General features: G+C 69.2%; 19 protein-coding genes and 3 tRNA genes. 9 read left to right on the forward strand and 13 right to left on the reverse strand.

Translation table 11 applies throughout. The features are described 5' to 3' along the window. Positions 1-53: 53 nt before the first annotated feature. The 3 genes from ITJ61_RS09075 to folP are packed head-to-tail and all read right to left on the reverse strand — an operon-like array spanning position 54 to position 3746. On the reverse strand, positions 54-653 hold the full coding sequence (locus ITJ61_RS09075; protein ID WP_194686001.1) for a DUF3180 family protein: 600 nt from the start codon (positions 651-653) through the stop codon (positions 54-56). Then, positions 650-1879 (reverse strand): 2-amino-4-hydroxy-6-hydroxymethyldihydropteridine diphosphokinase, encoded by a 1230-nt coding sequence (folK, locus tag ITJ61_RS09080; protein ID WP_181059685.1) that lies wholly within the window; start codon positions 1877-1879, stop codon positions 650-652. Before folK ends, ITJ61_RS09075 begins: the two co-directional genes overlap by 4 nt. Then, positions 1872-3746, reverse strand: a complete 1875-nt coding sequence (gene folP, locus ITJ61_RS09085; protein ID WP_194686002.1) for a dihydropteroate synthase — start codon at positions 3744-3746, stop codon at positions 1872-1874. Before folP ends, folK begins: the two co-directional genes overlap by 8 nt. Positions 3747-3935: 189 nt before the next feature. Here folP and ITJ61_RS09090 point away from each other — a divergent pair, with 189 nt between their 5' ends. Then, the gene (locus ITJ61_RS09090; protein WP_104298191.1) at positions 3936-4142 is read left to right on the forward strand and encodes a hypothetical protein; all 207 of its coding nucleotides are present in this window, start codon (positions 3936-3938) and stop codon (positions 4140-4142) included. Between the two features lie 124 nt (positions 4143-4266). Here ITJ61_RS09090 and ftsH read toward each other — a convergent pair whose 3' ends face one another. From ftsH to ITJ61_RS09110, 4 genes are all read right to left on the reverse strand, one after another. After that, positions 4267-6243, reverse strand: coding sequence for an ATP-dependent zinc metalloprotease FtsH (ftsH, locus tag ITJ61_RS09095; RefSeq protein ID WP_104240270.1), 1977 nt, complete (start codon positions 6241-6243; stop codon positions 4267-4269). A gap of 154 nt (positions 6244-6397) precedes the next feature. Further along, a complete protein-coding gene (gene hpt, locus ITJ61_RS09100) occupies positions 6398-6955 on the reverse strand; it encodes a hypoxanthine phosphoribosyltransferase (protein ID WP_104240269.1) in 558 nt (185 codons plus the stop codon). A gap of 61 nt (positions 6956-7016) precedes the next feature. Continuing rightward, the gene (gene tilS / locus ITJ61_RS09105; RefSeq protein WP_104240268.1) at positions 7017-8045 is read right to left on the reverse strand and encodes a tRNA lysidine(34) synthetase TilS; all 1029 of its coding nucleotides are present in this window, start codon (positions 8043-8045) and stop codon (positions 7017-7019) included. Positions 8046-8140: 95 nt separating this feature from the next. Then, a complete protein-coding gene (locus ITJ61_RS09110) occupies positions 8141-8401 on the reverse strand; it encodes a PLDc N-terminal domain-containing protein (RefSeq protein ID WP_104240337.1) in 261 nt (86 codons plus the stop codon). 236 nt (positions 8402-8637) lie between these two features. Between ITJ61_RS09110 and ppa the strand changes: the two genes are divergently transcribed. Continuing rightward, positions 8638-9126, forward strand: coding sequence for an inorganic diphosphatase (gene ppa, locus ITJ61_RS09115; protein ID WP_104240267.1), 489 nt, complete (start codon positions 8638-8640; stop codon positions 9124-9126). Between the two features lie 502 nt (positions 9127-9628). Here the strand turns inward: ppa and ITJ61_RS09120 are convergent. Further along, on the reverse strand, positions 9629-11413 hold the full coding sequence (locus ITJ61_RS09120; protein ID WP_104240266.1) for a peptidoglycan DD-metalloendopeptidase family protein: 1785 nt from the start codon (positions 11411-11413) through the stop codon (positions 9629-9631). A 360-nt stretch (positions 11414-11773) separates the two neighbouring features. Between ITJ61_RS09120 and ITJ61_RS09125 the strand changes: the two genes are divergently transcribed. The 3 genes from ITJ61_RS09125 (at position 11774) to ITJ61_RS09135 (ending at position 12167) form a co-directional block, all read left to right on the forward strand. Then, positions 11774-11846 (forward strand) — tRNA-Glu (locus tag ITJ61_RS09125). Between the two features lie 92 nt (positions 11847-11938). Beyond that, positions 11939-12015, forward strand: a tRNA-Asp gene (locus ITJ61_RS09130). A 79-nt stretch (positions 12016-12094) separates the two neighbouring features. Further along, positions 12095-12167 (forward strand) — tRNA-Phe (locus ITJ61_RS09135). 37 nt (positions 12168-12204) lie between these two features. Here ITJ61_RS09135 and ITJ61_RS09140 read toward each other — a convergent pair. Both ITJ61_RS09140 and ITJ61_RS09145 read right to left on the reverse strand, forming a co-directional pair. Next, the gene (locus ITJ61_RS09140; protein ID WP_194686003.1) at positions 12205-12831 is read right to left on the reverse strand and encodes a hypothetical protein; all 627 of its coding nucleotides are present in this window, start codon (positions 12829-12831) and stop codon (positions 12205-12207) included. A gap of 143 nt (positions 12832-12974) precedes the next feature. Then, on the reverse strand, positions 12975-14657 hold the full coding sequence (locus ITJ61_RS09145) for a molybdopterin-dependent oxidoreductase (protein ID WP_194686004.1): 1683 nt from the start codon (positions 14655-14657) through the stop codon (positions 12975-12977). A 222-nt stretch (positions 14658-14879) separates the two neighbouring features. On the opposite strand from ITJ61_RS09145, the gene ITJ61_RS09150 reads away from it, so the two are divergent. Next, on the forward strand, positions 14880-15800 hold the full coding sequence (locus ITJ61_RS09150) for a DUF368 domain-containing protein (RefSeq protein WP_194686005.1): 921 nt from the start codon (positions 14880-14882) through the stop codon (positions 15798-15800). Between the two features lie 104 nt (positions 15801-15904). After that, positions 15905-16441: an NINE protein gene (locus ITJ61_RS09155; protein WP_194686006.1), complete on the forward strand. Its 537-nt coding sequence runs from the start codon at positions 15905-15907 to the stop codon at positions 16439-16441. A 24-nt stretch (positions 16442-16465) separates the two neighbouring features. Here ITJ61_RS09155 and ITJ61_RS09160 read toward each other — a convergent pair whose 3' ends face one another. Then, the gene (locus ITJ61_RS09160; RefSeq protein ID WP_194686007.1) at positions 16466-18055 is read right to left on the reverse strand and encodes a carboxylesterase/lipase family protein; all 1590 of its coding nucleotides are present in this window, start codon (positions 18053-18055) and stop codon (positions 16466-16468) included. A gap of 136 nt (positions 18056-18191) precedes the next feature. After that, a complete protein-coding gene (locus tag ITJ61_RS09165; RefSeq protein WP_104240336.1) occupies positions 18192-19652 on the reverse strand; it encodes an NCS2 family permease in 1461 nt (486 codons plus the stop codon). Between the two features lie 294 nt (positions 19653-19946). On the opposite strand from ITJ61_RS09165, the gene ITJ61_RS09170 reads away from it, so the two are divergent. Beyond that, positions 19947-21281 carry a uracil-xanthine permease family protein gene (locus tag ITJ61_RS09170; protein WP_104305849.1) on the forward strand — a complete coding sequence of 445 codons (1335 nt, stop codon included), beginning with the start codon at positions 19947-19949 and terminating at the stop codon, positions 21279-21281. A 120-nt stretch (positions 21282-21401) separates the two neighbouring features. Here ITJ61_RS09170 and ITJ61_RS09175 read toward each other — a convergent pair whose 3' ends face one another. Further along, entirely contained in the window at positions 21402-22190 is a 789-nt protein-coding gene (locus tag ITJ61_RS09175) for a hypothetical protein (protein ID WP_194686008.1), read from the reverse strand. 317 nt (positions 22191-22507) lie between these two features. Between ITJ61_RS09175 and ITJ61_RS09180 the strand changes: the two genes are divergently transcribed. Continuing rightward, positions 22508-23590: a substrate-binding domain-containing protein gene (locus ITJ61_RS09180; RefSeq protein ID WP_104244993.1), complete on the forward strand. Its 1083-nt coding sequence runs from the start codon at positions 22508-22510 to the stop codon at positions 23588-23590. The last annotated feature ends 30 nt before the right edge of the window (positions 23591-23620 follow it).

The raw sequence follows: 23620 nt of genomic DNA on the forward strand, positions 1-23620 counted from the left end.
AATGCCTATGAACTTGCCGCCTTTCCGACGGTGCGGCAGCTCAACGACGACCGCTACGCGGCGACCGCATCCTGCGATGCCGACGGCTCCTCGCCTCCCGGAGGAATGCGACACCACGACTCCGCGATAAGACCGATAACAAGCAGAGCCACCGCCCCGGCAAGCGAGAGGACCGCGTGCCAGATGGGCTCCTCAGGCGGCACCGTGCGAGTCACCGCGAACGCCAGGACGCCGAGCGCCGCACCGGCCAGCAGCGACGACGCGAGGCTCGCCGCCCGCGCGAACGCGAGAACCCGGAACGCGTACTGCGGATCGACACGCCTCCCCTTCACCTCACGTTGTGGCCCCCTGGTGCCATGTTCTTGACGCGCGCCGTCGTTCGACGACCGGTCTCGCTCGAGCCCGGGGGCCCGCCGCCGAGACTCGGCGTCGCGACGCTCACGCCACAGACGGCGCGTGTACGCGCGGATCGGCCACGCGAGCCACAGCAGCAGCCCCGCGAGAACAGCAAGCGTCAGCGGCATGGTCAGCGGGGGCGCCACGACGGCGCGCCCTGACGTCACGAGCCACGTCTCCACACACCAGGCCAGGACACCGCCGATGACGCCGAGCCCGACGAGCAGGCCCGGCCTCGTTCTGCTCGCCAGGTTCACTGAGCGATCCGCTCGACGCGATCCTCCGCCGCCGCCCGCAGCTCAGCGACACTGCCGTGAGGGGCGAGCTGCGCGCGCGGATCGACCTCCAGCCACGGAGCGAGCACGAACGCGCGCTGGTGCGCCCGCGGATGCGGCAGCACCAGCTCGCCGCTGCTGACCTCGCCAGCCACCTGGATGAGGTCGAGATCCAGCGTCCGGCTCCCCCACCGCGTCTCGCGGGTGCGTCCATGCGCATCCTCGATCGCATGCAGCGCCTGCAGAAGCTCCGTCGACGGCAGCTCGGTGTCGACGAGCACCACCGCGTTGCAGTACGCGGGCGCCTCCTCGCTGACCCCCTCGAGGGTGAGCGCCGGGGTCTCGTAGAGGCTCGAGGCCGCGACGAGCTTCGTGCCAGGCAGCTCGGTGATGCTCCGCAGCGCCGACCTCAGCGTCGCCTCCCGGTCGCCGAGGTTCGCGCCGAGCGCGATCACGGCCTGACGGACCCGACGGGCCCGCTCAGCGGGTGCGACGTTCGGAGCGCCCCCGGAGCCGATCACGATCGCCGCGTCCGACGCCGTTCGCGCCGCCGCCGCTGCCGCCGCCTCACGGGCGTGGAAGTCGTCCTCCGCGCTCGCCGACACCGCGTGGGCCGCCGACGACTCGAGGTGATCGCCCCGCAGCGTCGGCCGGTGCCGGAGGATGCTCACCGCCACGTCCTCGAAGTCCAGCGCGACCGGCGCCTGCGGCTTGTGCACCGTGATGCGCACGGCCACGGCATCGTCGAAGCCGAACGTCGCCGACGCGAGACGCTCCGCGAGCGTCTCGATGAGATCGACCGGCTCACCCGTCACGATCGCGTGCAGCGCGTGCATCCACTCCCCGTAGTGCAGGGTGTCGCCGATGTGGTCGCTCGACGAAGCCGCCGCCGCATCGACCCACGCCTCCGCGTCGACATAGAAATCCTGACCATCGCGGCGCTCGTGATCGAAGACACCGTGATGCCCGCGCGCATGCATGCGCGTGATGAGGATGCGGTCGAGCTCAGGCTCGGGCGCGCCGGGGCGAAGAGCCGCCACCGCACCAGGCGCCAGATCGGCGCCGCCGCCACTCGCATCCGCGACCCGTTCGCGCGTGAACGCGTGCTCGTGCGCCTGCCCGCCGGCCGCGACCGCCTGGGCCGCCCGCACCTCCGCACCGCGCCGCCGATCGAGGTCCGGCTCGTGCCCGCTCATGTGGTCAGTCATCCTGTGCTCCTTCACGCCAGGAGGCGACGACATCCAACGCCACCCGGTTCGCCTCGACATTGTGGACACGCACGCCCCAGATGCCCGCCTTCGCCGCCAGCGCCGTGATGACCGCCGTCGGCAGGTCACGCTCCGTCACCTGCGCGTCCGAGCGCAGCATCTCGCCCGTGAAGCGCTTCCGGGAGGCGCCCACGAGCAGCGGGTGCCCGAGCGCCACGAACTGCTCGAGCTCGCGCAGCACCGCCCAGTTGTCATCCCTGCGCTTCGCGAACCCGAGGCCCGGATCCAGGACGATCTGAGACTCGTCGAGCCCCGCCGCGACGGCGCGGTCTCGCGCACCGGCCAGCTCGGCCAGGATCTCCGCCGCCGGGTCGCGGTAGTCGGCGAGCTCGTTCATGCGCACCGAATGGCCGCGCCAGTGGCTCAGGATGAACGGGCTCCGGCTCTCGGCGACCACCTCGAGCATCGCCGGATCGGCCAGACCACCGGACACGTCGTTGACGTACTCAGCACCGAGTGCGAGCGCAGCCGCGGCCGTCTTCGCGTACATCGTGTCGATGCTCACCAGCACACCGAGCGCCGCCAGCTCCTTGACGACCGGCAGTACGCGGGCCGCCTCCTCCTCCTGCGGCACCCGCACCGCGCCCGGCCGCGTCGACTCGCCGCCGACGTCGATGATGTCCGCGCCCTGGTCGACGAGCTCCCGAGCGCGTCGCATGGCCCGCTTCGTGCGGCGCTTCTCGCTGAACAGGTCCTCGAACCTGCCGCCGTCGCTGAACGAATCAGGCGTGATGTTCAGGATGCCCAGGATGCGCGGACGCTTCGGGATAGCCGGCTGCAGCAGGTTCGTGAAGCGCTGCGGCAGGGCGAACGGCCTCGTGTTCGTCGTCACCGGCCCAGTGTCGTCGGCCTCATCCACCGAGCTGGCGACCGCGGCTGAGGCAGCGGCTTCGGTGTCGGCTTCGGTCGGCGTCTCCGCGGCCGGAAGACCCGCACCCGACTGCGCCTCCGCAGCCGAGGCCGACACCTCGAACGCCAGCGCCTGCTCGGACCCCGAGGCCTCCTGCTCGACGAACAGCGGCGCGTCGTCCTCGCCCGCCGTCGAACGAGAGCGGCGCACCGGATCGAACCGCGCACCGCGCAGCACCTGCCCCTGCACCGCGACTGGCTGATCGGATCCGGCAGCGCCCTCGGGAACCTCGGGCGCCGAGGTGACCTGCGCCTGGGACTGCGAGCCGATCAGCCCCATGATCTCCGCCCGGGCCACCGGGTCCGACAGCTCCCCGCGCGCCGACACTGTCACCACGGTGCCGGCCTGCTGGCGGGAGCCGCGAAGCCCCGCGCAGGCGTGACTCGCCTCGATCACCGCGAGGGCACCACGCGCATCCAGCGCCGACATCATGACGTCGACAAGCTCGTCGCCGAGCCGCTCCTGCAGCGTCGGGCGTGCGGAGAGCGTCTCGAGCATGCGGTGCAGACGGCCGAACCCCACGATCGACGCAGACGGCACGTACGCGAGGTGCACACGCCCCGAGAACGGCAGCAGATGATGCTCGCATACCGACCGGAACGCGAGATCTCGCAGCAAGACAGGCTGCGACACTCCCCCGGTCACAGCCACCCCAGCATCCTCTTCGAACGGCGACTCGATCTCCGCCACCGGGAACCTCGCACTCGCGAGCGGCCCGCGCGCATCCACACCGACACCGGCGAACAGCTCGAGCGCCGCCTCAGCCACACGGACCGGCGTGCGCTCGAGCCCCGGGCGATCAGGATCTTCACCGATCGCCGACAGGAACTCTCGGACAGCCGCCTGAGCACGCACCAGGTCGATGCGCCCCACCGACCCCGAATCGATGTCGTTCATCTGCAAGTCCTCACTCCGCGTGGCCCGCGGCGCGGGTCTGGTTCCATCCTCCCGCGAATCGAACCCCGCGCGCACCCCCGGCCTCGCCGCGCGCGTCACACTCAGCGGTCCCTGTGCGAGACGCCGCCAGATTGACAAGACCCGGTGGATCTCGAGAGGGTCGAAGGACCGACGAGCAGAGGAGTCACCATGACCGGCGACCGGCCCGGCTTCCGGAGCTTCGCATCCACCCCACTCGCCATCGCACTGTGGGTCGTCACCGTCGGCGCGACCGCGCTCTTCCTCGCGCTCGGATGGAACCTGCTGCAGATGGCCATCCTCATCGTGCCCCTCGCGGCCGTCAGCATCGGCGTGACCGTCTCCGCCCTCAAGAAGGCGAGAGGCGGCACCGGCTGAGCCGCGACCCACGCAGCGCGTGAGACCCACCCGCTGACGAAGAATGCAGGCTCCCAGATCTGGGAGCCTGCATTCTTCTCGCGTGGCGTACGCTCACCGTGCGGCGTGCGGCGCGTCGTGGGGCCTAGAAGCCGAGCTCGGCTCCGCCATCCTGCGCATGTTCGATCGGGTCCATCTGGTCGACCGGGATGTGCGGCTTGAGCGGCACCGGCGGCAGCGCGCTCACGGGACGGTCGGGGCTCGACAGCCACTGCGGGCGCTCCGGGAGCTTCCGAACGGGCTTGAAGATCTCGTCGAGGCGGATGTGGTCGAGCGTCTCCTTCTCGAGCAGCTCCGCCGCCAGCTGGTCGAGAATGTCGCGGTTGTCGTTGATGACCTTCCACGCCTCGTCGTGGGCCTGCTCGATGAGCAGGCGCACCTCGCGGTCGACGGTCTCCGCAACCGACTCCGAGTAGTTGCGCCCGGCTCCCGCCTGCTGGCCGTACACCGTCTCGGCCGACGACTCTCCGAGCTTCACCGAGCCGACGGATGCGGTCATGCCGTACTCCGTGACCATCTTGCGCGCCGTCTTCGTGGCCTTCTCGATGTCGTTCGACGCGCCCGTCGTGGGGTCGTGGAAGACGATCTCCTCCGCAACGCGTCCGCCCATCGCGTACGACAGCTGGTCGAGGAGCTCGTTGCGGGTGACCGAGTACTTGTCTTCCAGTGGGAGCACCATCGTGTAGCCGAGCGCGCGACCACGCGGGAGGATCGTGATCTTCGTCACCGGGTCGGTGTGGCGCATCGCCGCGGCAGCAAGCGCGTGCCCACCCTCGTGGTACGCCGTGATGAGGCGCTCCTGGTCGTTCATGACGCGGCTGCGACGCTGCGGGCCGGCGATGACACGGTCGACCGCCTCATCCAGCGCCTCGTTGTCGATGATCTGCGCGTTGGAGCGAGCCGTGAGCAGGGCCGCCTCGTTCAGCACGTTGGCGAGGTCTGCACCCGTGAAGCCGGGCGTCTTTCGGGCGATGACACGGAGGTCGACGTCCTGCGAGAGCGGCTTGCCCTTGGCATGCACGCCGAGGATGCGGGCGCGTCCGTCGAGGTCGGGGGCGTCCACGCCGATCTGCCGGTCGAAGCGACCAGGACGGAGCAGGGCCGGGTCGAGCACATCGGGGCGGTTCGTCGCGGCGATGAGGATGACGTTCGTCGACCCATCGAAGCCGTCCATCTCCACGAGGAGCTGGTTCAGCGTCTGCTCTCGCTCGTCGTTGCCGCCGCCGATCCCCACACCACGGTGGCGTCCGACCGCGTCGATCTCGTCGACGAAGATGATGGCGGGCGAGTTCTGCTTCGCCTGCTCGAAGAGGTCACGGACTCGGCTCGCGCCGACACCCACGAACATCTCGACGAAGTCCGAACCGGAGATCGAGTAGAACGGCACGCCAGCCTCACCGGCGACCGCACGGGCCAGCAGCGTCTTGCCCGTTCCCGGAGGGCCGTACAGCAGCACGCCCTTCGGGATGCGAGCGCCCACAGCCTGGAACTTGGCCGGCTCCTTGAGGAACTCCTTGATCTCCTGCAGCTCCTCCAGCGCCTCGTTCGCGCCAGCGACGTCGTCGAACGTGACCTGCGGGCTCTCCTTCGAGACCAGCTTCGCCTTCGACTTGCCGAACTGCATGACCCCACGACCGCCGCCGCCACCGAGGCCGCCCGCGAAGAGGATCCAGATGAAGAAGCCGATGAGCAGCAGCGGGAACAGGATGCTCACCGCCGAGAGCAGCCAGCTCGGCTGAGGCACGTCGTCGTCGTAGCCGCCAGCGGGAGCAGCCGAGTCGACCGCCGACACGACATCGTCGGCGCGCGCATCCACGAAGTAGAACTGCACGTTCTGGCCGTACTCGGGGTCGGCCTGCGCGAGCTCCATGTCGACGCGGTTGTCGCCGTTCACGATGACGACCTTGTCGGCCTTCTTCTCCTGAAGAAGCTGAAGGCCCTGCTGCGTCGTCACCTCGCGGGTGCCGCTGCCGTTGATGAGACTGAAGCCCAGGCCGATGACCAGCACGGCGAGCACCACGATGAAGATCGGGCTCTTGAAAATCTTGGTAACTTGCTTCATAAGTCGAGACTCGAGTGGCGTGCTCGGTGCCTTTCAGCCGGTTCTTCGCCAGCGCACCAGGGCGCTCAATCGAAAGTCATGGTACCCGCGGCCCCCGACACCGGCGTCCAGTGTTCGCTGCAGGCGCGCGGCGCATCCGCTCGAGCGTGCGCGCCTACTCGCCGCCGTATACGTGCGGCTGGAGCACGATGATGTCGCGCAGGTGGCGGTACTGCTCGTCGTAGTCGAGGCCGTAGCCCACCACGAACTCGTTCGGCACGTCGAAGCCGACGTAGCGCACGGGGACATCCGATTTGAGCCGCTCGGGCTTGCGCAGCAGCGTGCAGATCTCGACCGAGGCGGGGCCCCGCGACTCCAGGTTCTGCTTGAGCCACGACAGCGTCAGGCCCGAGTCGATGATGTCCTCGACGATGAGCACGTGGCGACCCGTGAGGTCCGTGTCGAGGTCCTTGAGGATGCGCACCACACCGCTCGACTCCGTGCCGGAACCGTACGAGCTCACCGCCATCCAGTCCATCTTCAGCGGAATCGTCAGCTCCCGCGACAGGTCGGACACGACCATGACCGCGCCCTTCAGCACACCGATGAGCAGCGGCTCGCACTCGGCGTAGTCGCTCTCGATACGGCGGGCGATCTCGGCGAGCTTCGCCTGGATCTCCTCCTCCGTGATGAGGACCTCGCGGACGTCGTTCGGAATATCAGTAGCGCGCATCCTGGCTCCCTGGGTGGTTCAGCGCTCGACGAAGCGAGCGCGGTGTGCGAAACGGTAGAAGCTAGGCGGTCTCGTCGAGGTGGTCGTCGTGCGCGGAGGCCGTCGCCCCGAACAGGATGCGACCCTTCTCGCGCTCGACCCGGATGCCAGGCAGATCGACGGGGCCCTGCCCGCGCCACTCCGTCGCCAGCGCCGTGACCGCCATCGTGTGCCCACGAGTGAGCGAGACGCCGAAGCCCTGCTCGGCGACGATGCGGCAGATGCGCTGACGCAGCGCCGGAGGCTGCGCGACGATGCCGCCGACATCGAGGGAGATGCGGCCGTCCGCATCGGTGTTGACGATCTCGTGCGCCCACTCGAGCGCAAGCGCATCCAGCGTCTCAGAATCCTCGCGGAGCGTCGTCGCCGTGCGAGCGAGCGCCTCCGAGATGCCGGGGCCGAGCTCCTTCTCGAGCAGCGGGAGAACCGTGTCGCGAACGCGCACACGCGTGTACGCGGGGTCGCTGTTGTGCGGGTCGATCCACGGCGAGAGCCCCTGGTCTTCGCACGCCTGCACCGTCACCGCGCGGTGGATGCCGAGCAGCGGCCGCAGCAGAGCGCCAGTGACCGGCGCCATGCCGTGCAGGCTCTTCGCTCCGGAGCCGCGAGCCAGGCCAAGCAGGACCGTCTCCGCCTGGTCGTCCAGTGTGTGCCCAAGGAGGACCCACGGCGCACCCGTCTCGACGCGCACCGCCTCGATCGCCTCGTAGCGGGCCACCCGGGCAGATGCCTCGGGACCGGCTCCGACGTCTTCCACGCTCACACGCACGACGCTCACCGGGGCGAGCCCGAGCTCGGCTGCCTGCTCTGCCGCGCGCTCCGCGACCCGCGCAGAACCCTCCTGCAGATCGTGGTCGATGATGACCGCGCCAGCCTCGACCTCGAGGCGCTTCGCCTCGAACGCCGTCGCGGCAGCGAGCGCCAGCGAGTCCGGACCACCACTCAGCGCGACGAGAATGCGGTCGCCCTTCTGCACGCGCCCGAGGAGAGAACCACGGACGGCTCGACGAAGGTCGGCAACAGCTGGAGTGAGGCGAGGGCGATCTGACACAGGTACAGCCTAAACGCGCCCGCGCGAACCGTCACGCTCGAAGCCGGAACATCCCAGAAGGACGAACCCGCGAGCCGCGGAAACGGGCAGACGGCTCAACGCTTGCGACCGAAGAGGAAGTAGGAGATGGGACCCACGAAGTTCACCAGCGAGAACGCGCCCCACGCGAGTCGCGAACCCCGCACCTGGCTTGGCTTGCGGCGCAGCAGGCTCAGCAGCGCGGCCCCGAGCAGCGTGAACTGCACACCAGCCGCCAACGCCGTCCCCAACGTCAACGCGTGCGGAAGCGCCTGGCCGGTCCCCTCCCGGAGCGGGATGAACGGATCGACGTGCAGCGCTTCCTTGAGATCAACCATGGAGACCAGCATGCCACGACCATGCACCCGGCGATCATTCCGGGGTCACACAGCACCCCCGCCGCGCCCGACGCCGAACCGCGCGACGCGAACCGCGCATCCGCAGCCCCGAGCGAGGCGCATCCACTACCCTGAAGCCGAACGAAACCAACGGTTTCGTGCGGCGAGCAGCGCCACACCGGGCCCGCCGACAAGCCACACAGAATGAGCGCCACCAGGCGCAACGAAGGAGCGCCATGGGCAGCTACGACGTCGTCATCGAAATCCCGCGCGGAAGCCACAACAAGTACGAGGTCGACCACGAGACCGGCCGCGTCTTCCTCGACCGCGTGCTCTTCACCCCGTTCGTGTACCCCGTCGACTACGGCTACTTCGAGCACACCCTCGCCGACGACGGCGACCCCCTCGACGCACTCGTGCTGCTCGAGTACCCGCTCTTCCCGGGTGTCGGACTCAAGGTGCGCCCCGTCGGCGTCCTCAACATGGCCGACGAGGCCGGCGGAGACGACAAGATCCTCTGCGTGCCGGCGAAGGACCCCCGCTGGGCGAAGATCCAGGACCTCGGCGACGTCGACGACTCCACCAAGGACCAGCTCAAGCACTTCTTCGAGCACTACAAGGATCTCGAGCCCGGCAAGTGGGTCAAGGTCGAGGCGTGGGGCGACGCCGCCGCCGCCGAGGCGATCATCGAGCGCTCCATCGCGCAGTACAAGCCCGCCGAGTAGGCGCAGCTCACCGGCCAGACCGGTGACCGGCTGACGAAGCCCCGCATCCACTGCAGAAGTGGCTGCGGGGCTTCGTCGTGCGCGGAGCTTCGCGCTGCGCTTGACCAACATGAGTGCAGATCCGGGTCTCACGGCACCAATCCGCTCGAATTAGCCCCAATCTGCACTCATGTTGGTCACAGCCGGGGCGACCGATCCCGCCGCTGTCCAGCTTCCGTGACGAAACCAGCCGCAGGGGCCACAGAGCACGCCGAAGCCCGAACCGTCACGCAAGTTGGACAGAGGCGGCGGGCGGGGACAGCGGCGGCCAGCGACCGACACGACGCAGCGGCGGCCAGCGGCGGGCAGGAACAGCAGCGGACAGCGGCCGGCACGGGCGGCGGCCGGGCGGCGGCGGGCGGCGGCGGGCGCAGAAGGCTCGCAGTCACGCAGAAGGGCGGCCCCCGCCGAAGCGAGGAGCCGCCCTCTCGTGCGCGCTGACGTCAGCTGACGTCCGTGCGGATCAGTAGTAGTAGATGCCTGCCGAGGCGAGCCACGGCTTCGGGTCCATCAGCGTGCCCCAGTACTTCAGCTCGAAGTGCAGGTGGCAGCCGGTGGACGAACCGGTGGTGCCGGCGTAGGCGAGCACGTCTCCCGCGTTCACGGTCTGGCCGACGTAGACGTTGATGCCGCCGTCCATGATGTGCGAGTAGGAGACCTCGGTGCCGTTGCCGAAGTCGAGCACGACGTGGTTGCCGAAGCCGCCGTTGTAGCCGGCGTAGGTGATCGTGCCGCTGTGCACCGCGTAGAGCGGGGCGCCGCAGGTGCCGCCGTTGACGCCGAGGTCGAGGCCGTTGTGCATGCGGTAGGTGCCGAAGATCGGGTGCAGGCGCATGCCGTACTCATCGGTGACGACGCCGCTGCTGATCGGGCCGTAGTAGCCGGCGAGGACACCGTTCGGGGTCTCGGGCGTCGTCGGTGGGACGACCTCCGGCTCCGGCTCGGGCTCCGGCTCGAGCTCGACGTCAGGCTTCTGCGGCTCTTCCGGGAGGATCTCGATGTCGGGCTTCGTGGGCTCCGGCTCGGGAGCCGCCGTGGGCGCTGCCGTCGGCTGTGGCTCAGCAGGGGTCGAGGGTTCCGGTGCAGCTGTCGGCTCCGGTGCCGTCGTCGGCTGCGGGGTGACCGGTTCCTGGCTCGGTGCCGGGGCCGGGGACTCGGCGGGCGTGGTCGGCTGCTGGGGCGTGACCGGAGCGGTGGGGTCGGCCGTCGCCGTCGGCGGGGTCGAAGGCTGGCGCGGGGGCGTGACCTGCTGCGGCGGGCGCAGCGTCTCGGGCGCGACGGAGGTGTCGGTCGGGTCAGCAGGCGCGAGCGGCGCGTTCACTGCCGGAGCCTCGCTGGAGATGTCCGGCTTCGGCGGGGCCTGCACGCCGGCGGCCTCAGCCTCGGCGACGGCCTGCGCGTAGGCCTCTTCCTGGTACGCGGCGGCCGCCTCGGCACGCTCGCGGTTGGTCTGCGCGACCTGCTCCTGACGCAGCTTCTCACCCGCCGCGTAGTCGGTGGCGGTGACATCGCGCTTCTCCTTGAGCGGAGCGAGCATGGCCTGGAGGTCGGCCTTCTTGCTGTCAGCGAGGTACTTCTCGTTCTGGAGGACGACCTGCTCGGCCTGCGCCGTGTCGAACTTCGTCTTCGCCTCGGACTCAAGCTTCGCCAGCTCGTCGTGCGCGGTGGTCGCCTGCGTTCCGAGCACGTCCGCTGTGTTCTTCTCGGTCACGGCCTGGTTGTAGATGCCGTCGGTCTGCTCGGAGAGCTTGCTGATGGTGCCGAGCTGGTAGAGGAGCGTGTCGGCGTCGCCGGGGTTGAGGAAGAGCGCCAGCTTGGGGTCGCCCGCGCCTCGCGTGCTCATGGCGGCGGCGAGCTGGCCCGCCTTCTCACGAGAGGTCGATGCCTTCTCTTCGGCAGCATCGGCCTGGTCCTGCAGGATGGTGACCTCGGCGAACTTCTCGCTCGATGCGGTCTGCGCCTTGCCGTGCTCTTCGCCTGCGGTCTTCGCCTGCGCGGCGGCTGCGGTGACCTTCGCGTCGAGGTCTGCGATCTGCTGCTCGATCTCGCTGATGAGCGCTTCCTGGCGGTCGACGTTGCCCTCTGCGGCGACGACGTCCTCCCAGGTCGCGTAGCCGTCATCGGCAGCGAAGGCTGGGCCGGCTGCGAGCGCGAACGCGGCGAGGACTGCTGCGGATGCCGCACCGACGAGCGGTGTGCGCCAGCGGTTGCGAAGTCGCAGGGGCTTCGGGCTCCTGGTGGCGGGCATGCGCTCTCCTCGTGATGAATCTTGGGTGCGGAACGAGGCGGACGCCTCTGCGGCAACGCGAGACCGCATCTACCACTGCAGCCACTCGTTTCACACCAACAACACGAGAAACAGTAACAAGTTTGTCAACATCTGCCTAGCGCGTCACAGAGACCCGGGTGACAAATCACGTACCGGGTCGCCGTCTGCACCGGGATTCCGCGCATCTCGGGGAACATCCGGTCACGACGAAGCCTGCGCTCGCCACCACCTGAGCACCGCACGACACGCCGAACAGGCACCGATGTGGCACCCGATTTGCCGCGAAGGAAAAACGCCCCTATGCTTTTCTCTCGGTAGTCAAGTCAGCTACAAGCACTCGGCCCCATCGTTTAGCGGCCTAGGACGGCGCCCTTTCACGGCGTTAACACGGGTTCGAATCCCGTTGGGGTCACGGTCGTGACAACACCAGGTGCTGAGATGCTGTACATTGAACTGTCGCAATCGAATACGGATGAATCAGCCCCGGCTGAGACACCACAGTAAGGCCCTGTAGCGCAGTTGGTTAGCGCGCCGCCCTGTCACGGCGGAGGTCGCGGGTTCAAGTCCCGTCAGGGTCGCCAAGCATCTTGCCCTCTTCTCGAAGAGGGCAATTTGCAACGGTGACGAACATCAGTGCGTCGCCACGAGGCCTCGGCCTCCGGCTCTGTAGCTCAGTTGGTAGAGCGCACGACTGAAAATCGTGAGGTCACGGGATCGACGCCCGTCGGAGCCACTGAAACCCCGCCTAGCTTCTACATGGCGGGGTTTCTTTATGTCTGCGCAGGCGCCAGGCGGTAGACACGCCGCGCCCGCCCCGCGGTGAAGCCGGCCCGCACGTAGCGCTCGAGCAGTGCATCCGTCGCCGCCGCGACCAGCACGGAACCGGCAGGCGCGTGCTCGATGAGGCGCCTCGCGAGCATGACTGCCGTCAGCCGCGTGCCAGGATGCTGCGCGAGGGCCGCGACCATCCACCGATCCCCTTTCGGGGTCTCAGGACCGGACGCCGACAGCGTCGTCCCACCCGGCTGCACCAGCGCGATCACGGCACCCGCGAGCAGCACGGCGTAGACGGAGAAGCCGAGCAGCAGCACGGTCGTGGCGTCGAAGACCAGGATGCAGGCCACCCAGAGCACGAACGCCGCGATCGTCACGAGCGCGACGACAAACCCGTCGAGGATGGGCCTCCGGCGCTCGAACAGCACGGTTCCCGTGCGCGTCCTGTCGAGGTAGAGGCCACCCCGCAGGGTCATCGGCAGGATCGAGAACGCGTAGATCGGCACCGACAGCACCGCCAACGGGACGTTCGGCGTGGACGCGCGGGCCGAGATCCACGCGGCACGCGGCAGATCCCGGACGGTCGACGGACGGGGGCGCGCTTGAGCGGAATGTGGGGGCATCCCGACCAGGCTAGCGGGGTGCCGTCAACGGCCCGCTGCAGCACATCCGTCAGCCAGATGCAGGTTCTTCGCGAGACGAGGGTGCGTCTCGCTCACTTCCGTGCGGGTGGGGGCGGAAGCAGGGGCAGGAGAACAGCGACGCGTCAGGCCGTGACGTTGACCGTGATCTCGTGGTGGCCGGTCGCGCCGTCGGGGACGACGTTGGCGCGCGCATCCGTCTGCACCTCGCCGTCGCTCGACGTGGCGCGGACCTTCACGGAGTGCTCGCCGGCCGGGGCATCCCAGTCGAGCTTCCACTGCAGCCACGTGTCGTCGGAGATGGGGGCCGCGAGCTCCGTCGGCATCCACTCCCCGTCGTCGATCTGCACCTCTACCGCTTCGATGCCCGTGTGCTGCTGCCACGCGAAGCCGGCGATCGTCGTGGGGCCCGCGTTGAGGCTGCCGCCGCTTGGCACGTCGATGCGGGAGCCAATCTTGATCGGGCCCTCCGCGCTCCAGCCGCGGTCGGTCCAGTACGCGTTGACGCGGTCGAAGCGCGTCACCTCGAGGTCGACGACCCACTTCGTCGCCGAGACGTACCCGTAGAGGCCTGGCACGACCATCCGCACGGGGAATCCGTGTTCGGCTGGCAGGGTCTCGCCGTTCATGCCGACCGCGAGGATCGCGTTGCGGTCGTCGGTGAGGGCGCCGATGGGGGTGCTCGCCGTCCAGCCGTCGACGGACTTCGAGAGCACCATGTCGGCGTCGGCCTGTGGTCCAGCGCGCTTCAGCAGCTCGCGCAGCGGGTAGCCGAGCCAGAGGGCGTTGCCGATGAGGCCGCCGCCGACCTCGTTCGACACGCACATGAGGGTCGTGATGCTCTCTTCGAGCGGCAGGGCGAGGAGCTCGTCCCAGGTGATCGTGACCTCGTTGTCGACGAGGCCGTGGATGCGCAGCGACCAGCCCTCCGGGTTCACGAGCGGCACGCTCAGCGCGGTGTCGATGCGGTAGAAGTCCTCGTTGGGCGTGACGACCGGTGGGAGACCGGGGATCTCGAACTGGGCTCCGGCGGGAACCGCCGCGGCGCGCACGGCCGCCTGCGGCAGCGCGATGGCCTCACGCACCGCCGTGACGGCGCGGGTCCCGGCAGAGAGTGCGGCACCGGATGCCGCGGCGATGGCACCGACGATGACGGAGGCACCGGTGTAGATCAGGAAGCGGCGGCGATCGACTCCGGCGGGCGTCGCGTCCCCGCGAACGTCGAGGTCTTCGTCCCCGTCGGACGCAGCGGCACGGCCCGTCGCTCCGACCGCGGAGCTCCGCGTCGCCGCGACGGCCGCCTCGCGGGACCGCTGACGCGCGCGCTGCTCAGCACCGTCGAGGGTCTTGGCGAGGAACTGCAGCGTCAGCACGGCGACGACCATCGCGAGCAGCGGAGGCACCGTGTCGAGCGGAGAGAAGGGAGTGCGGGTGGCGACAGCGACGGCGCCGATGGCGGCGATGAGTCCGAGGACGACCCGTCCCCACGGCGGGCGCCGCGACTCGAGCACCCCGGCGACCGCTGCGAGGAGGACGAGCACCACCGCGACGAGCGCGATGAGCGCGATCTTGTCCGCGGTTCCGAACAGGGCGATCGCGGTGTCCTTGGCCCACGGCGGGGCGAGGTCGATGAGCAGCGCGCCCACCGCGACGATGGGGCTCGCGGTGGTCTGCAGGAACGCAGCCGCGAGCTCTCCGAGGCCGACGCCGAGGGCCGCCGCGCCGATCCCGGCGAGGCCCGCCGGAACGGACTCGCGGAGGCGACGACGGCGCGTTCTCACCTGTTCGGGACTGGTTTCGAGGGACATGGCGGACACGCTACGCGCGCGAAACCCGGCCGGGCTGAGTGTGGGCGGATGGTGTGCATCCCCTGTGAATAGTGACCAGAGGCGGGCGCCAGGGGCCGCCTGCACAAGACCGGCTCGGGTGCGGTCACCCACCGCGCCTGGCAGACTGGGGGCTTTGCGCCGCGTCACCCGGCGCACGTGCATCCGGCGCCGCTCCGACCCCGGCGCCCGAGAAGGGCCGGTTTGTCAGCGCTCAACGTCCTCGCCAATCTGCTTCGGGGCGCGCTCATCGGCGTGACCGAGATCATCCCCGGCGTGAGCGGTGGAACCATCGCGCTGCTGATCGGCGTCTACGAGACCCTCATCGACTCGGCCGGCCACCTCGTGCGGGGCGTCGTCCGCGCCGTCGCCGACACGCTGCGCCGCCGAGGCCTGAACCGGGCTCGCGAGCACTTCGCGCAGGTGAGGTGGGGAATGGTGCTCCCGATCGGCATCGGGATGCTCGTCGCCCTCGTCGTCGCGGCCCGCCTCGTCGCCCCGCTCATCGAGGCGCACCCCATCCCCTCGCGGGCGCTCTTCGCCGGACTCATCGCCGTCTCCCTCATCGTCCCGGCGCGGATGCTCGGCGCCCGCTGGCAGCTGCGGGACTACGCCATCGCGGTGCCCGCCGCCGTCCTGAGCTTCGTGCTCACGGGGCTCCCCTCGGCCAACGACGCCGACCCATCTGCGCTCGCCATCTTCGTCTCCGCCGCCGTCGCCGTCTGCGCGCTGGTCCTGCCCGGTGTCTCCGGCTCCTTCGTGCTCGTCACGACCGGCATGTACGAGCCGACGCTGCGGGCCCTCAACTCGCTCGACCTCGGGTACGTCGCCATCTTCGCCGTCGGCGCCATCACGGGCCTCGCCCTCTTCGTCCAGGTGCTGCTGTGGCTGCTCTCCAAGCACCGCCGCGTGACGCTGGCCCTCATGACGGGCCTCATGGCGGGCTCGCTCCGCGCCCTCTGGCCCTGGCAGACCGAGGACCGCGAACTGCTCTGGGCTTCCGGGGACGTCGTCGGCCCCGTGCTCTGGTTCCTCCTCGGTGCCGCGATCGTCGCCGCCCTCCTCATCGCCGAGGGCCTGCTCGTGCGCCGCGCGCTCCGTCGCGCTCCCGAAGCGCATTCGTAGCTCGCGCCGGGCGTCCGGGCGCGATTTCACAGGCCAGCCCGCGCATTGTCGGTGGTGCTCGGTAGCATGAGACGCGCATCCACTCGACAGCAGGGAAGTGCCCGATGAGCCTCGTTCCAACGGACCCGTACGCCTCGCAGCCCGACGACGGCCAGTCGCGATCGTCGCAGGCGAACGGCACACCATCCTCGCCCGCCGCCGGCTGGTACCCCGACCCGACAGGACGACAGCGCTACTGGGACGGCGCGCAGTGGGGCCAGTACGCGCCAGCGCAGTCGCAGGCGACCGGGGCTCCCATGCTCTACCAGCAGACCGTCGTGGTCAGCGGAGGCAAGGAGGTCGGCATCACCTACGTGCTCGCGATCTTCCTCGGCGGGCTCGGCATCCACAACTTCTATCTGGGGCGCACCGGCATCGCCATCACGCAGCTCGTCCTGTACCTCGTCGGAATCGCCACCTCGTGGCTCGGCATCGGACTCCTGCTCATGTTCGGCGTCGCGATCTGGGTCATCGTCGAGCTCTTCCTCATCCCGCAGTTCGTGCGCGAAGCCAACGCTCGCCTCGCCGGGGCCGGCGCGTACGCGGCGAACCAGGGCTACGGTCCGGCCGGCGGCGGCGGATCGTACCCGGGTCAGTACTAGCGCACGTCCGGCGCCGGTCCCGGCTCAGCTGAGCGAGAAAGCCCGGTCGCCCCAGGCGGTACGGAGGTCCGCGTCGAGGTCGTCGACGACCCGATCTGCGTGGTCGATGACGAGGGTCGAGCGGGCCGCCCCAAACGCGGGCCACGGCACCGCGCCCGGCAAGCCCCCGTCGGTGGGCCGCCCCTCGCGCGCGAACGACGTCCAGAGGGCGAGCATCCGGTCAGACACCTCCCCGGCTTGCCTTCGCCCGCCGAGTTTGTACGCCAGTCCACGAGGGTCCGTGTCGAGGTTGCCCCAGACGAGCGAAAGCTCGGACGCATGCGTCGCGCCGAGTCGGAGCACTCTCAACAGCGGTGTCGAGAAGTCGAATCTGTAGAGGAACGTGGGGGCGATCCGCGAATGGCCCTCAGCTATCCACACCGTCGGCATCCGGAAGGCCACATCCCTCACCACGCCGAGGCCCACAAGCCGTTGCCGCACGCCCTCATAGGCCTCCAGGATGTGCTCGCGGTCTGGCATCTCGACGGTGGGGTTCTCGGCGGCGATGGAGGTGATCATGGTCGTCAGCGCTTGCTCACCGACCGGAAGCAGTGGTGAGTTCGAGGCCTTGAAGAACGTCGCCTCATCACGATTCGTTCCGATGATGAGCGGAACAGGCAGCCCTCGGCCCTCGCTGAGCACCGTCACTGGATGCTCCGGAACCAGATCTCCGTCGACGACAGGCGCGAACGCAAGCGTCCCTGGAAACTCGGTCGGGATCTCAGCGAACAGCTCGGCCGAGGTCTCGATGATGCTCGAGACCGGGAGCGCACGTAGCGCGGCAGCATCGTCGATGCCCAGCTTGGCGACGAATCGCTCGGCCACGACCTTCGCTCGTGCAAGGCCGTACATGCTCGTCGCCGGTGAACTCTCGACGATCGCCGCGGAGAGCAGGCCCCGCGCTGACGGCGTCGCGAGCAACGTCGAGACGATGCCTGCACCAGCTGACTCCCCGAAGACCGTCACCCGTTCGGGGTCACCTCCGAACGCGCCGATGTTCGTCTGCACCCACTCGAGCGCGCAGAGAACATCCCGCATCGCGAGGTTCGAATCGAACGCCTGCTCTGCTCCCTCGAGCGTCGAGAGCTCGAGGAATCCGAGACCGCCGAGACGGTAGCCGAGCGACACGACGATCAGGTCGCCGCGCTCCGCCAGCGCCGCCCCGTCGTAGATCGGCTCCGAGGTTCCTCCGATCACGTACGCGCCGCCGTGTACCCACACCATGACGGCCCGCGGGGCCGCACCAGGTTCACCGGCCGCCGTTGGGCGCCACACGTTCACGAACAGGCAGTCCTCATCCGTCATCGCTCGCTCCCCCATGTCGACAGCCTTCATGCGAAGCTGCGGGGCGATCGGCGGAAGGGCTCGTGCGTCCCGCACTCCCGCCCACGACTCCACGGGCACCGGGGCACGCCAGCGGCGATCACCTGTTGGCGCCTGCGCATAGCGGACACCGAGCCAGCGCTCGGTGCGTCCGCCTGAAGACCCGCGAAGCGTTCCGTCTCGCGTTTCGACGAGCGGATCCGAGACGGAGAGGCCTCGGGGGGTCGTGTTCGGTCCAGCGGCTGAGTCCATGAGCTGCTCCGGCGTTCGGGAGGGACGAGTGGAGTGCCAGCTTCCCACCGCGCACGCCAGCTGCGGCGTGCCGCGCAGCCGGCCGACTCGTGCGCGTCACGTCACGGGATGGACGCGTCCAGCCAGCCGAGCGGGACTACTCGAACATGCCCTCGATGGGGCCCCGGGCGAAGTAGATGAGGAAGCCGACCGCCACGATCCACAGCAGCGGAGACACCTTGCGGGCCTTGCCCGTGAGGGTCTGCACGAGCACCCACGAGATGAAGCCGGCGCCGATGCCGTTCGCGATGGAGTAGGTGAGCGGCATGATGACGATCGTCAAGAACACGGGGAGCGCGACGGAGAAGTCGTCCCACTTCAGCTCGCGCACCTGAGACACCATGAGCACACCGACGACGACCAGCGCCGCGGCGGCCACCTCGAGCGGCACGATCTGCGTCAACGGGGTGAAGAACATCGCGAGCAGGAACATGACGCCCGTCACGACGCTCGCGAGGCCAGTGCGGGCCCCCTCGCCGACTCCGGCCGCAGAGTCGACGAAGATCGTGTTCGACGAGCTCGACGTCGCGCCACCCGCGACGGCGCCGATGCCCTCGACGACCAGCGACGATTTGAGGCGAGGGAAGTTGCCCTGCTTGTCCTGCAGGCCCGCTTCGCGCGTGAGACCCGTCAGGGAGCCGACCGCGTCGAAGAAGTTCGTGAACACGAGCGTGAAAACGAGCATCACGCCCGCCAGGACGCCGATGCGCTCGAACGCGCCGAAATCGAACGCGCCGATCAGGCCCAGGTCCGGGACCGAGACGATCTGCGTCGGCAGCACCGGCACGTTGAGCGACCATCCGCCCTCGTTCTCGAACGCCGGGCCGAGCTTCATGATCGCCTCGACCACAACCGCGACGACCGTCGTGCCGACGATTCCGATGAGCAGCGCGCCCTTCACGCGGCGCGCCATGAGCACGCCCATCACGATGAGCCCCACCACGAAGATGAGCGTCGGCACCGTCGTCACCGAGCCGCCGACACCCAGCTGGACGGGCGGCGACGCGTTCCCCGAGGACGTGACGAAGCCCGCATCCACGAGCCCGATGAAGGCCAGGAACAGGCCGATGCCCACCGTGATCGCCGTCTTCAGCTGCGGCGGCACGGCGTGGAAGATCATCTCGCGCAGACGGGTCGCCGAGAGCACCACGATGACCAGGCCGTTGATGACGACGAGCCCCATCGCCTCAGCCCACGTCACCTGCTGCACGACGTTGACGGCCAGGAAGGAGTTGATGCCGAGCCCCGCTGCGAGACCGAACGGCAGGTTCGCGATGACACCGAAGAGGATCGTCATCACACCCGCCGTGAGCCCCGTGACCGCCGCCACCTGCGAGGCCTGCAGCCAACCGCCCTCCACGTCGAGCGTGGCCTGGTCCTGAGAGAAGCCGCCGAGGATGAGCGGGTTCAGGATGACGATGTAGGCCATCGTCATGAACGTGACGAGTCCGCCGCGGATCTCCCGCGGCACGCTCGAGCCCCGATGCGTGATCTCGAAGAACGTGTCGATGCGCTCCTTGAACGTCGAGCCGCTGCCGCGTCTCGTCGGCGCGACCATCGTCGCGCGGGCCGGAGCCGCCGCGTGACCGAGGTCGCCAGCTCCCGCCTGCTCGTGATCGCCTGCGGACTCGTGGCTGTCGCTCATGCGGCTCCCCTGATCGTGCTGCTCGCGTTAACAGGGACAAGCGTAGTCAGCGCGCGAGACCGGCGAGGCGCGCACCGAACGCAGCGACCGACCCCGCCGCGACCCCGGGCGCGCCGACCCTCACCCGATCCCCTAATCTCGTAGAGGTCACGCGCCGCTCCCCCGCGCAGGCCCAACCCCGCCGAACGACCTGGAAGCGAGACCACCGTGGCACTGCCCTGGAAACTGCACGGAGACGGCAAGAACGTCCCCGCGAGCGACATCGTGCTCCCCGAGGAGCGGCTCACCTGGCCGCGCACCATCGGCCTCGGCGCGCAGCACGTCGTCGCGATGTTCGGAGCGACATTCCTGGTGCCGCTGCTCACCGGCTTCCCGCCATCGACGACGCTGCTGTTCTCCGGCATCGGCACGATGCTGTTCCTCCTCATCACCCGCAACCGGGTGCCCAGCTACCTCGGCTCATCGTTCGCGTTCATCGCGCCGATCCTCGCCGCCGTCGCATCCGACGGGCAGGGCGTCGCCCTCGCCGGCATCATCGTCGTCGGCGCGCTCCTCGCCGTCGTCGGCCTCATCGTGAACCTCGCGGGCACGCGCTGGATCAACCTGCTCATGCCGCCCGTCGTGGCAGGAACGATCGTCGCCCTCATCGGCTTCAACCTCGCACCCGCCGCGAAGAACAACTTCGAAGCCTCCCCGATCGTCGCCTCCATCACGCTGCTGACGGTCATCGTCGTCGCCGTCGCCTTCAAGGGCATGATCGGTCGCCTGTCGATCCTCATCGGCGTGGTCGTCGGCTACATCGTCGCCGCGTTCATGGGCCAGGTCGACCTCGCCGGGCTCGACGAGGCCGCGTGGGTCGGGCTCCCCACGTTCACGGCCCCCGTCTTCGCCGCCGAGCACCTCCTCGTCTACCTCATGTTCGTGCCCGTCGTGCTCGCGCTCATCGCCGAGAACGTCGGTCACGTGAAGGGCGTCGGCCAGCTCACGAACCGCAACCTCGACCCCATGGCCGGCCGCGCGCTGCTCGCGGACGGCCTCGCGACCGTGCTCTCCGGCTTCGGCGGCGGCTCCCCCACGACCACGTACGGCGAGAACATCGGCGTCATGTCGGCAACCCGCGTCTACTCGACGGCCGCATACTGGGTCGCGGCGATCGCCGCCATCCTCCTCGCCCTCTCGCCCAAGGTGGGAGTGCTCATCGCGAGCGTCCCCGGCGGCGTGCTCGGCGGCATCACCACCGCCCTGTACGGCCTGATCGGCATCATCGGCGTGCGCATCTGGCTCGAGAACAAGGTCGACTTCTCGTCACCGACCAACCAGTTCACGGCGGGCGTCGGCCTCATCGTCGCGATCGGCGACTTCACCATCAACAGCGGTCAGGTCACGTTCGGCGGCATCGTCCTCGGCACCGTGGCGACGCTCGTCGTCTACCACCTCATGAGCGGCATCGCCCGGCTCCGTGGCTCCGACGCCGACGACGCTGGTGACGACCTCGTCGCCGGCGCCGACGGGGCAGCGGATGCGGAGCGCACAACGCGCTAGCCGCATCCCTCGCTACGCCCACCCCTCAACTCTGCCGAAAGCGGACTTGTGGTCGTCAAACCTCGAGTTTGACGACCACAAGTCCGCTTTCGACGTTCGGGAGAGGAGGGAGGGAGGGGGCTAGGAGAGGGCCAGCTCGAGGGCGTCAAGCCATGCGCCCCAGTGGGCTTTCCACAGCTCGATCTCGTCGACCACCTGCAGCTTCTCGTGCGCGATCGCGAGCTTCGTGCGCCCGTTCGGTGCAGCGTCGAACGTGAACAGGAGCCCACCGAACGGCTGCGCGTCGCGAGCGATGAGCACCTTGTAGGTCTTCGACGCGACCTTGGAGCGGAACTCCGTCTCGAAGCCGAGCAACGCATCCCGGGCCGCGTCGTCGGCGATCAGCGCCCTGAGCACCTCGCGGTCGACGGGCAGCGTTCGCGAGCGGTTCGCCGTGAACGTGCCGTCCGGCATCTGCCCCGCGAGACGCCGGCCCGTCATGCGCTCGAAGCTGACCGCGATGCCCTGGCTCCACCAGCCGTTTTGCGCCGAGTTCGCCATGACCCACTCGACGATGCGCGGATGCGCCGCGTCGCGCCCCACACCCGCGTCGATCGCGTCGATCCAGTCGTCCCATCCCTGCCCGGTCTGCGCGCGGATCGCCGCGTCGGAGTGCATCGGCGGCGCCACCCACTCGTGCCGGGACGCCTCGCCGATGCTCTCGGCGGCACCCGAGGTCGGCTCGGGCGCTGGGTGTGTGGGTGCCGCGGTGGATGCTCCGGTGGATGCGGCAGCACCCGCATTCTCGCTCGACTCGGCGCGTGCATCCGCCCCGCCACCGAGCAGCTCGGCACATCGCGCGAGCGTCTCCTGGAGCCGCGCTCGCATCTTCGCGCCGACGGCCTCTGGAATCTCCGCTTGTGATCTCACGTCGCATCCCCTCGTCCTTGGCCACACTACTCAGCGCAGCCCCGCCCGGCCGCAGTCCCCTCATCCGCTCAGCCCCATCCCCCACCCCAGCAGACATGGGCGGCAAGACGCGCGGGACAGCTCACGGAGACCCGCCACCGGCTTGGCGACCGCATTCGGATAACTGTCCACAGCCAATTTGGCAGCGCTACTGGTAGCGCTGCCATTTTTGGGCTAGTGTCACGAAGCAAGCTGGCGAACAGCCCCGGATCTCGGTCAGAGGCCCTCCACCCCACTCACGCCGCCAGCAGCATCCGCCAGATTTCAAAGGAGAAATCATGCACACTCGTCGACCCAAATCGCGCTTCAGGATGGGCACAGCACTCGTCGCCACGGCCTCCGCCGTGGTCCTCCTCGCCGGATGCACGAGCGCACCGGCAGAAGGTGGCGGCGGTTCCGCGGGAGGCGAGGACGGCAAGTTCGTCATCGGCTTCCAGCAGCCCCTCGGCGGCCAGGCCTGGCGCGAGATGGGCCTCGCCTCCCTCCAGGCGCTCGCGAACTCCCCCGAGTACATCGACAAGGTCGAGCTCAAGATCGTGCGCACCGACGACAACGACGCGGCCCAGCAGAACGCCGCCATGCAGAACCTCATCGCCGACGGCGTCGACCTCATCCTCTTCGACCCGGCCTCCTCCAGCGGCGCGGACCCCGCCATCGCGCAGGCGACCGCGCAGGGCATCCCCGTGATCGCCAACGGCGGGCCCTACGAGAGCGAGGACGTCTACACCGTCTCCACCGACTGGGCGAGCGCCGGCACCATCGGCGCCGAATGGCTGCTCGAGAACCTCACCGACAACAAGGACGTCGCGGTGCTCGAGGGCCTCGCCGGCGTCCCCCTCAACGAGGGCTCCATGCCGGGCGTCATCGACGCGCTCGAGGCCGGCGGCGCATCCGTCGTCGCCCAGGACACCAACGGCTGGAACGAGGCCACCGCGCAGGAGTCGATGGCCAACATCCTCCGCTCCAACCCGGACATCGGCGGCGTCTACTCCTTCCTCACGGGAGGCCAGGGCGTGGCCGAGGCCTACAAGGCCGCCGGCATCCCCTTCGTCCCCACCGTCGGCGGCTCCGGCTACAACGGCGAGGCCTGCGCCCTCGTCGAGTACGCCCCCGAGGGCTTCACGGGCAACATGATCTTCGGCCAGCCGTCGATCTACGCGAAGGGCCTCGAGCAGGCCGTCCTGCTCCTCGAAGGCCAGGAGATCGAACGCGAGCAGTTCTTCCCGCCGCTCGAGATCACCACGGAGAACGCCGCCGACTACTGCCTCGAAGATCGCCCCGCGAACTTCCAGCTCGGCTACGACTTCCCCGGCCTCGACCTGAAGCTCGAGGACGTCATGGAGTACTACTCCGGGTCCTAGGGCACCGCGGCAGCCCTCACCAGCAGGGCT

Origin of the sequence: Pseudoclavibacter sp. VKM Ac-2888, assembly GCF_015351285.1 — a bacterium.
Taxonomy (GTDB): Bacteria; Actinomycetota; Actinomycetes; order Actinomycetales; family Microbacteriaceae; genus Pseudoclavibacter.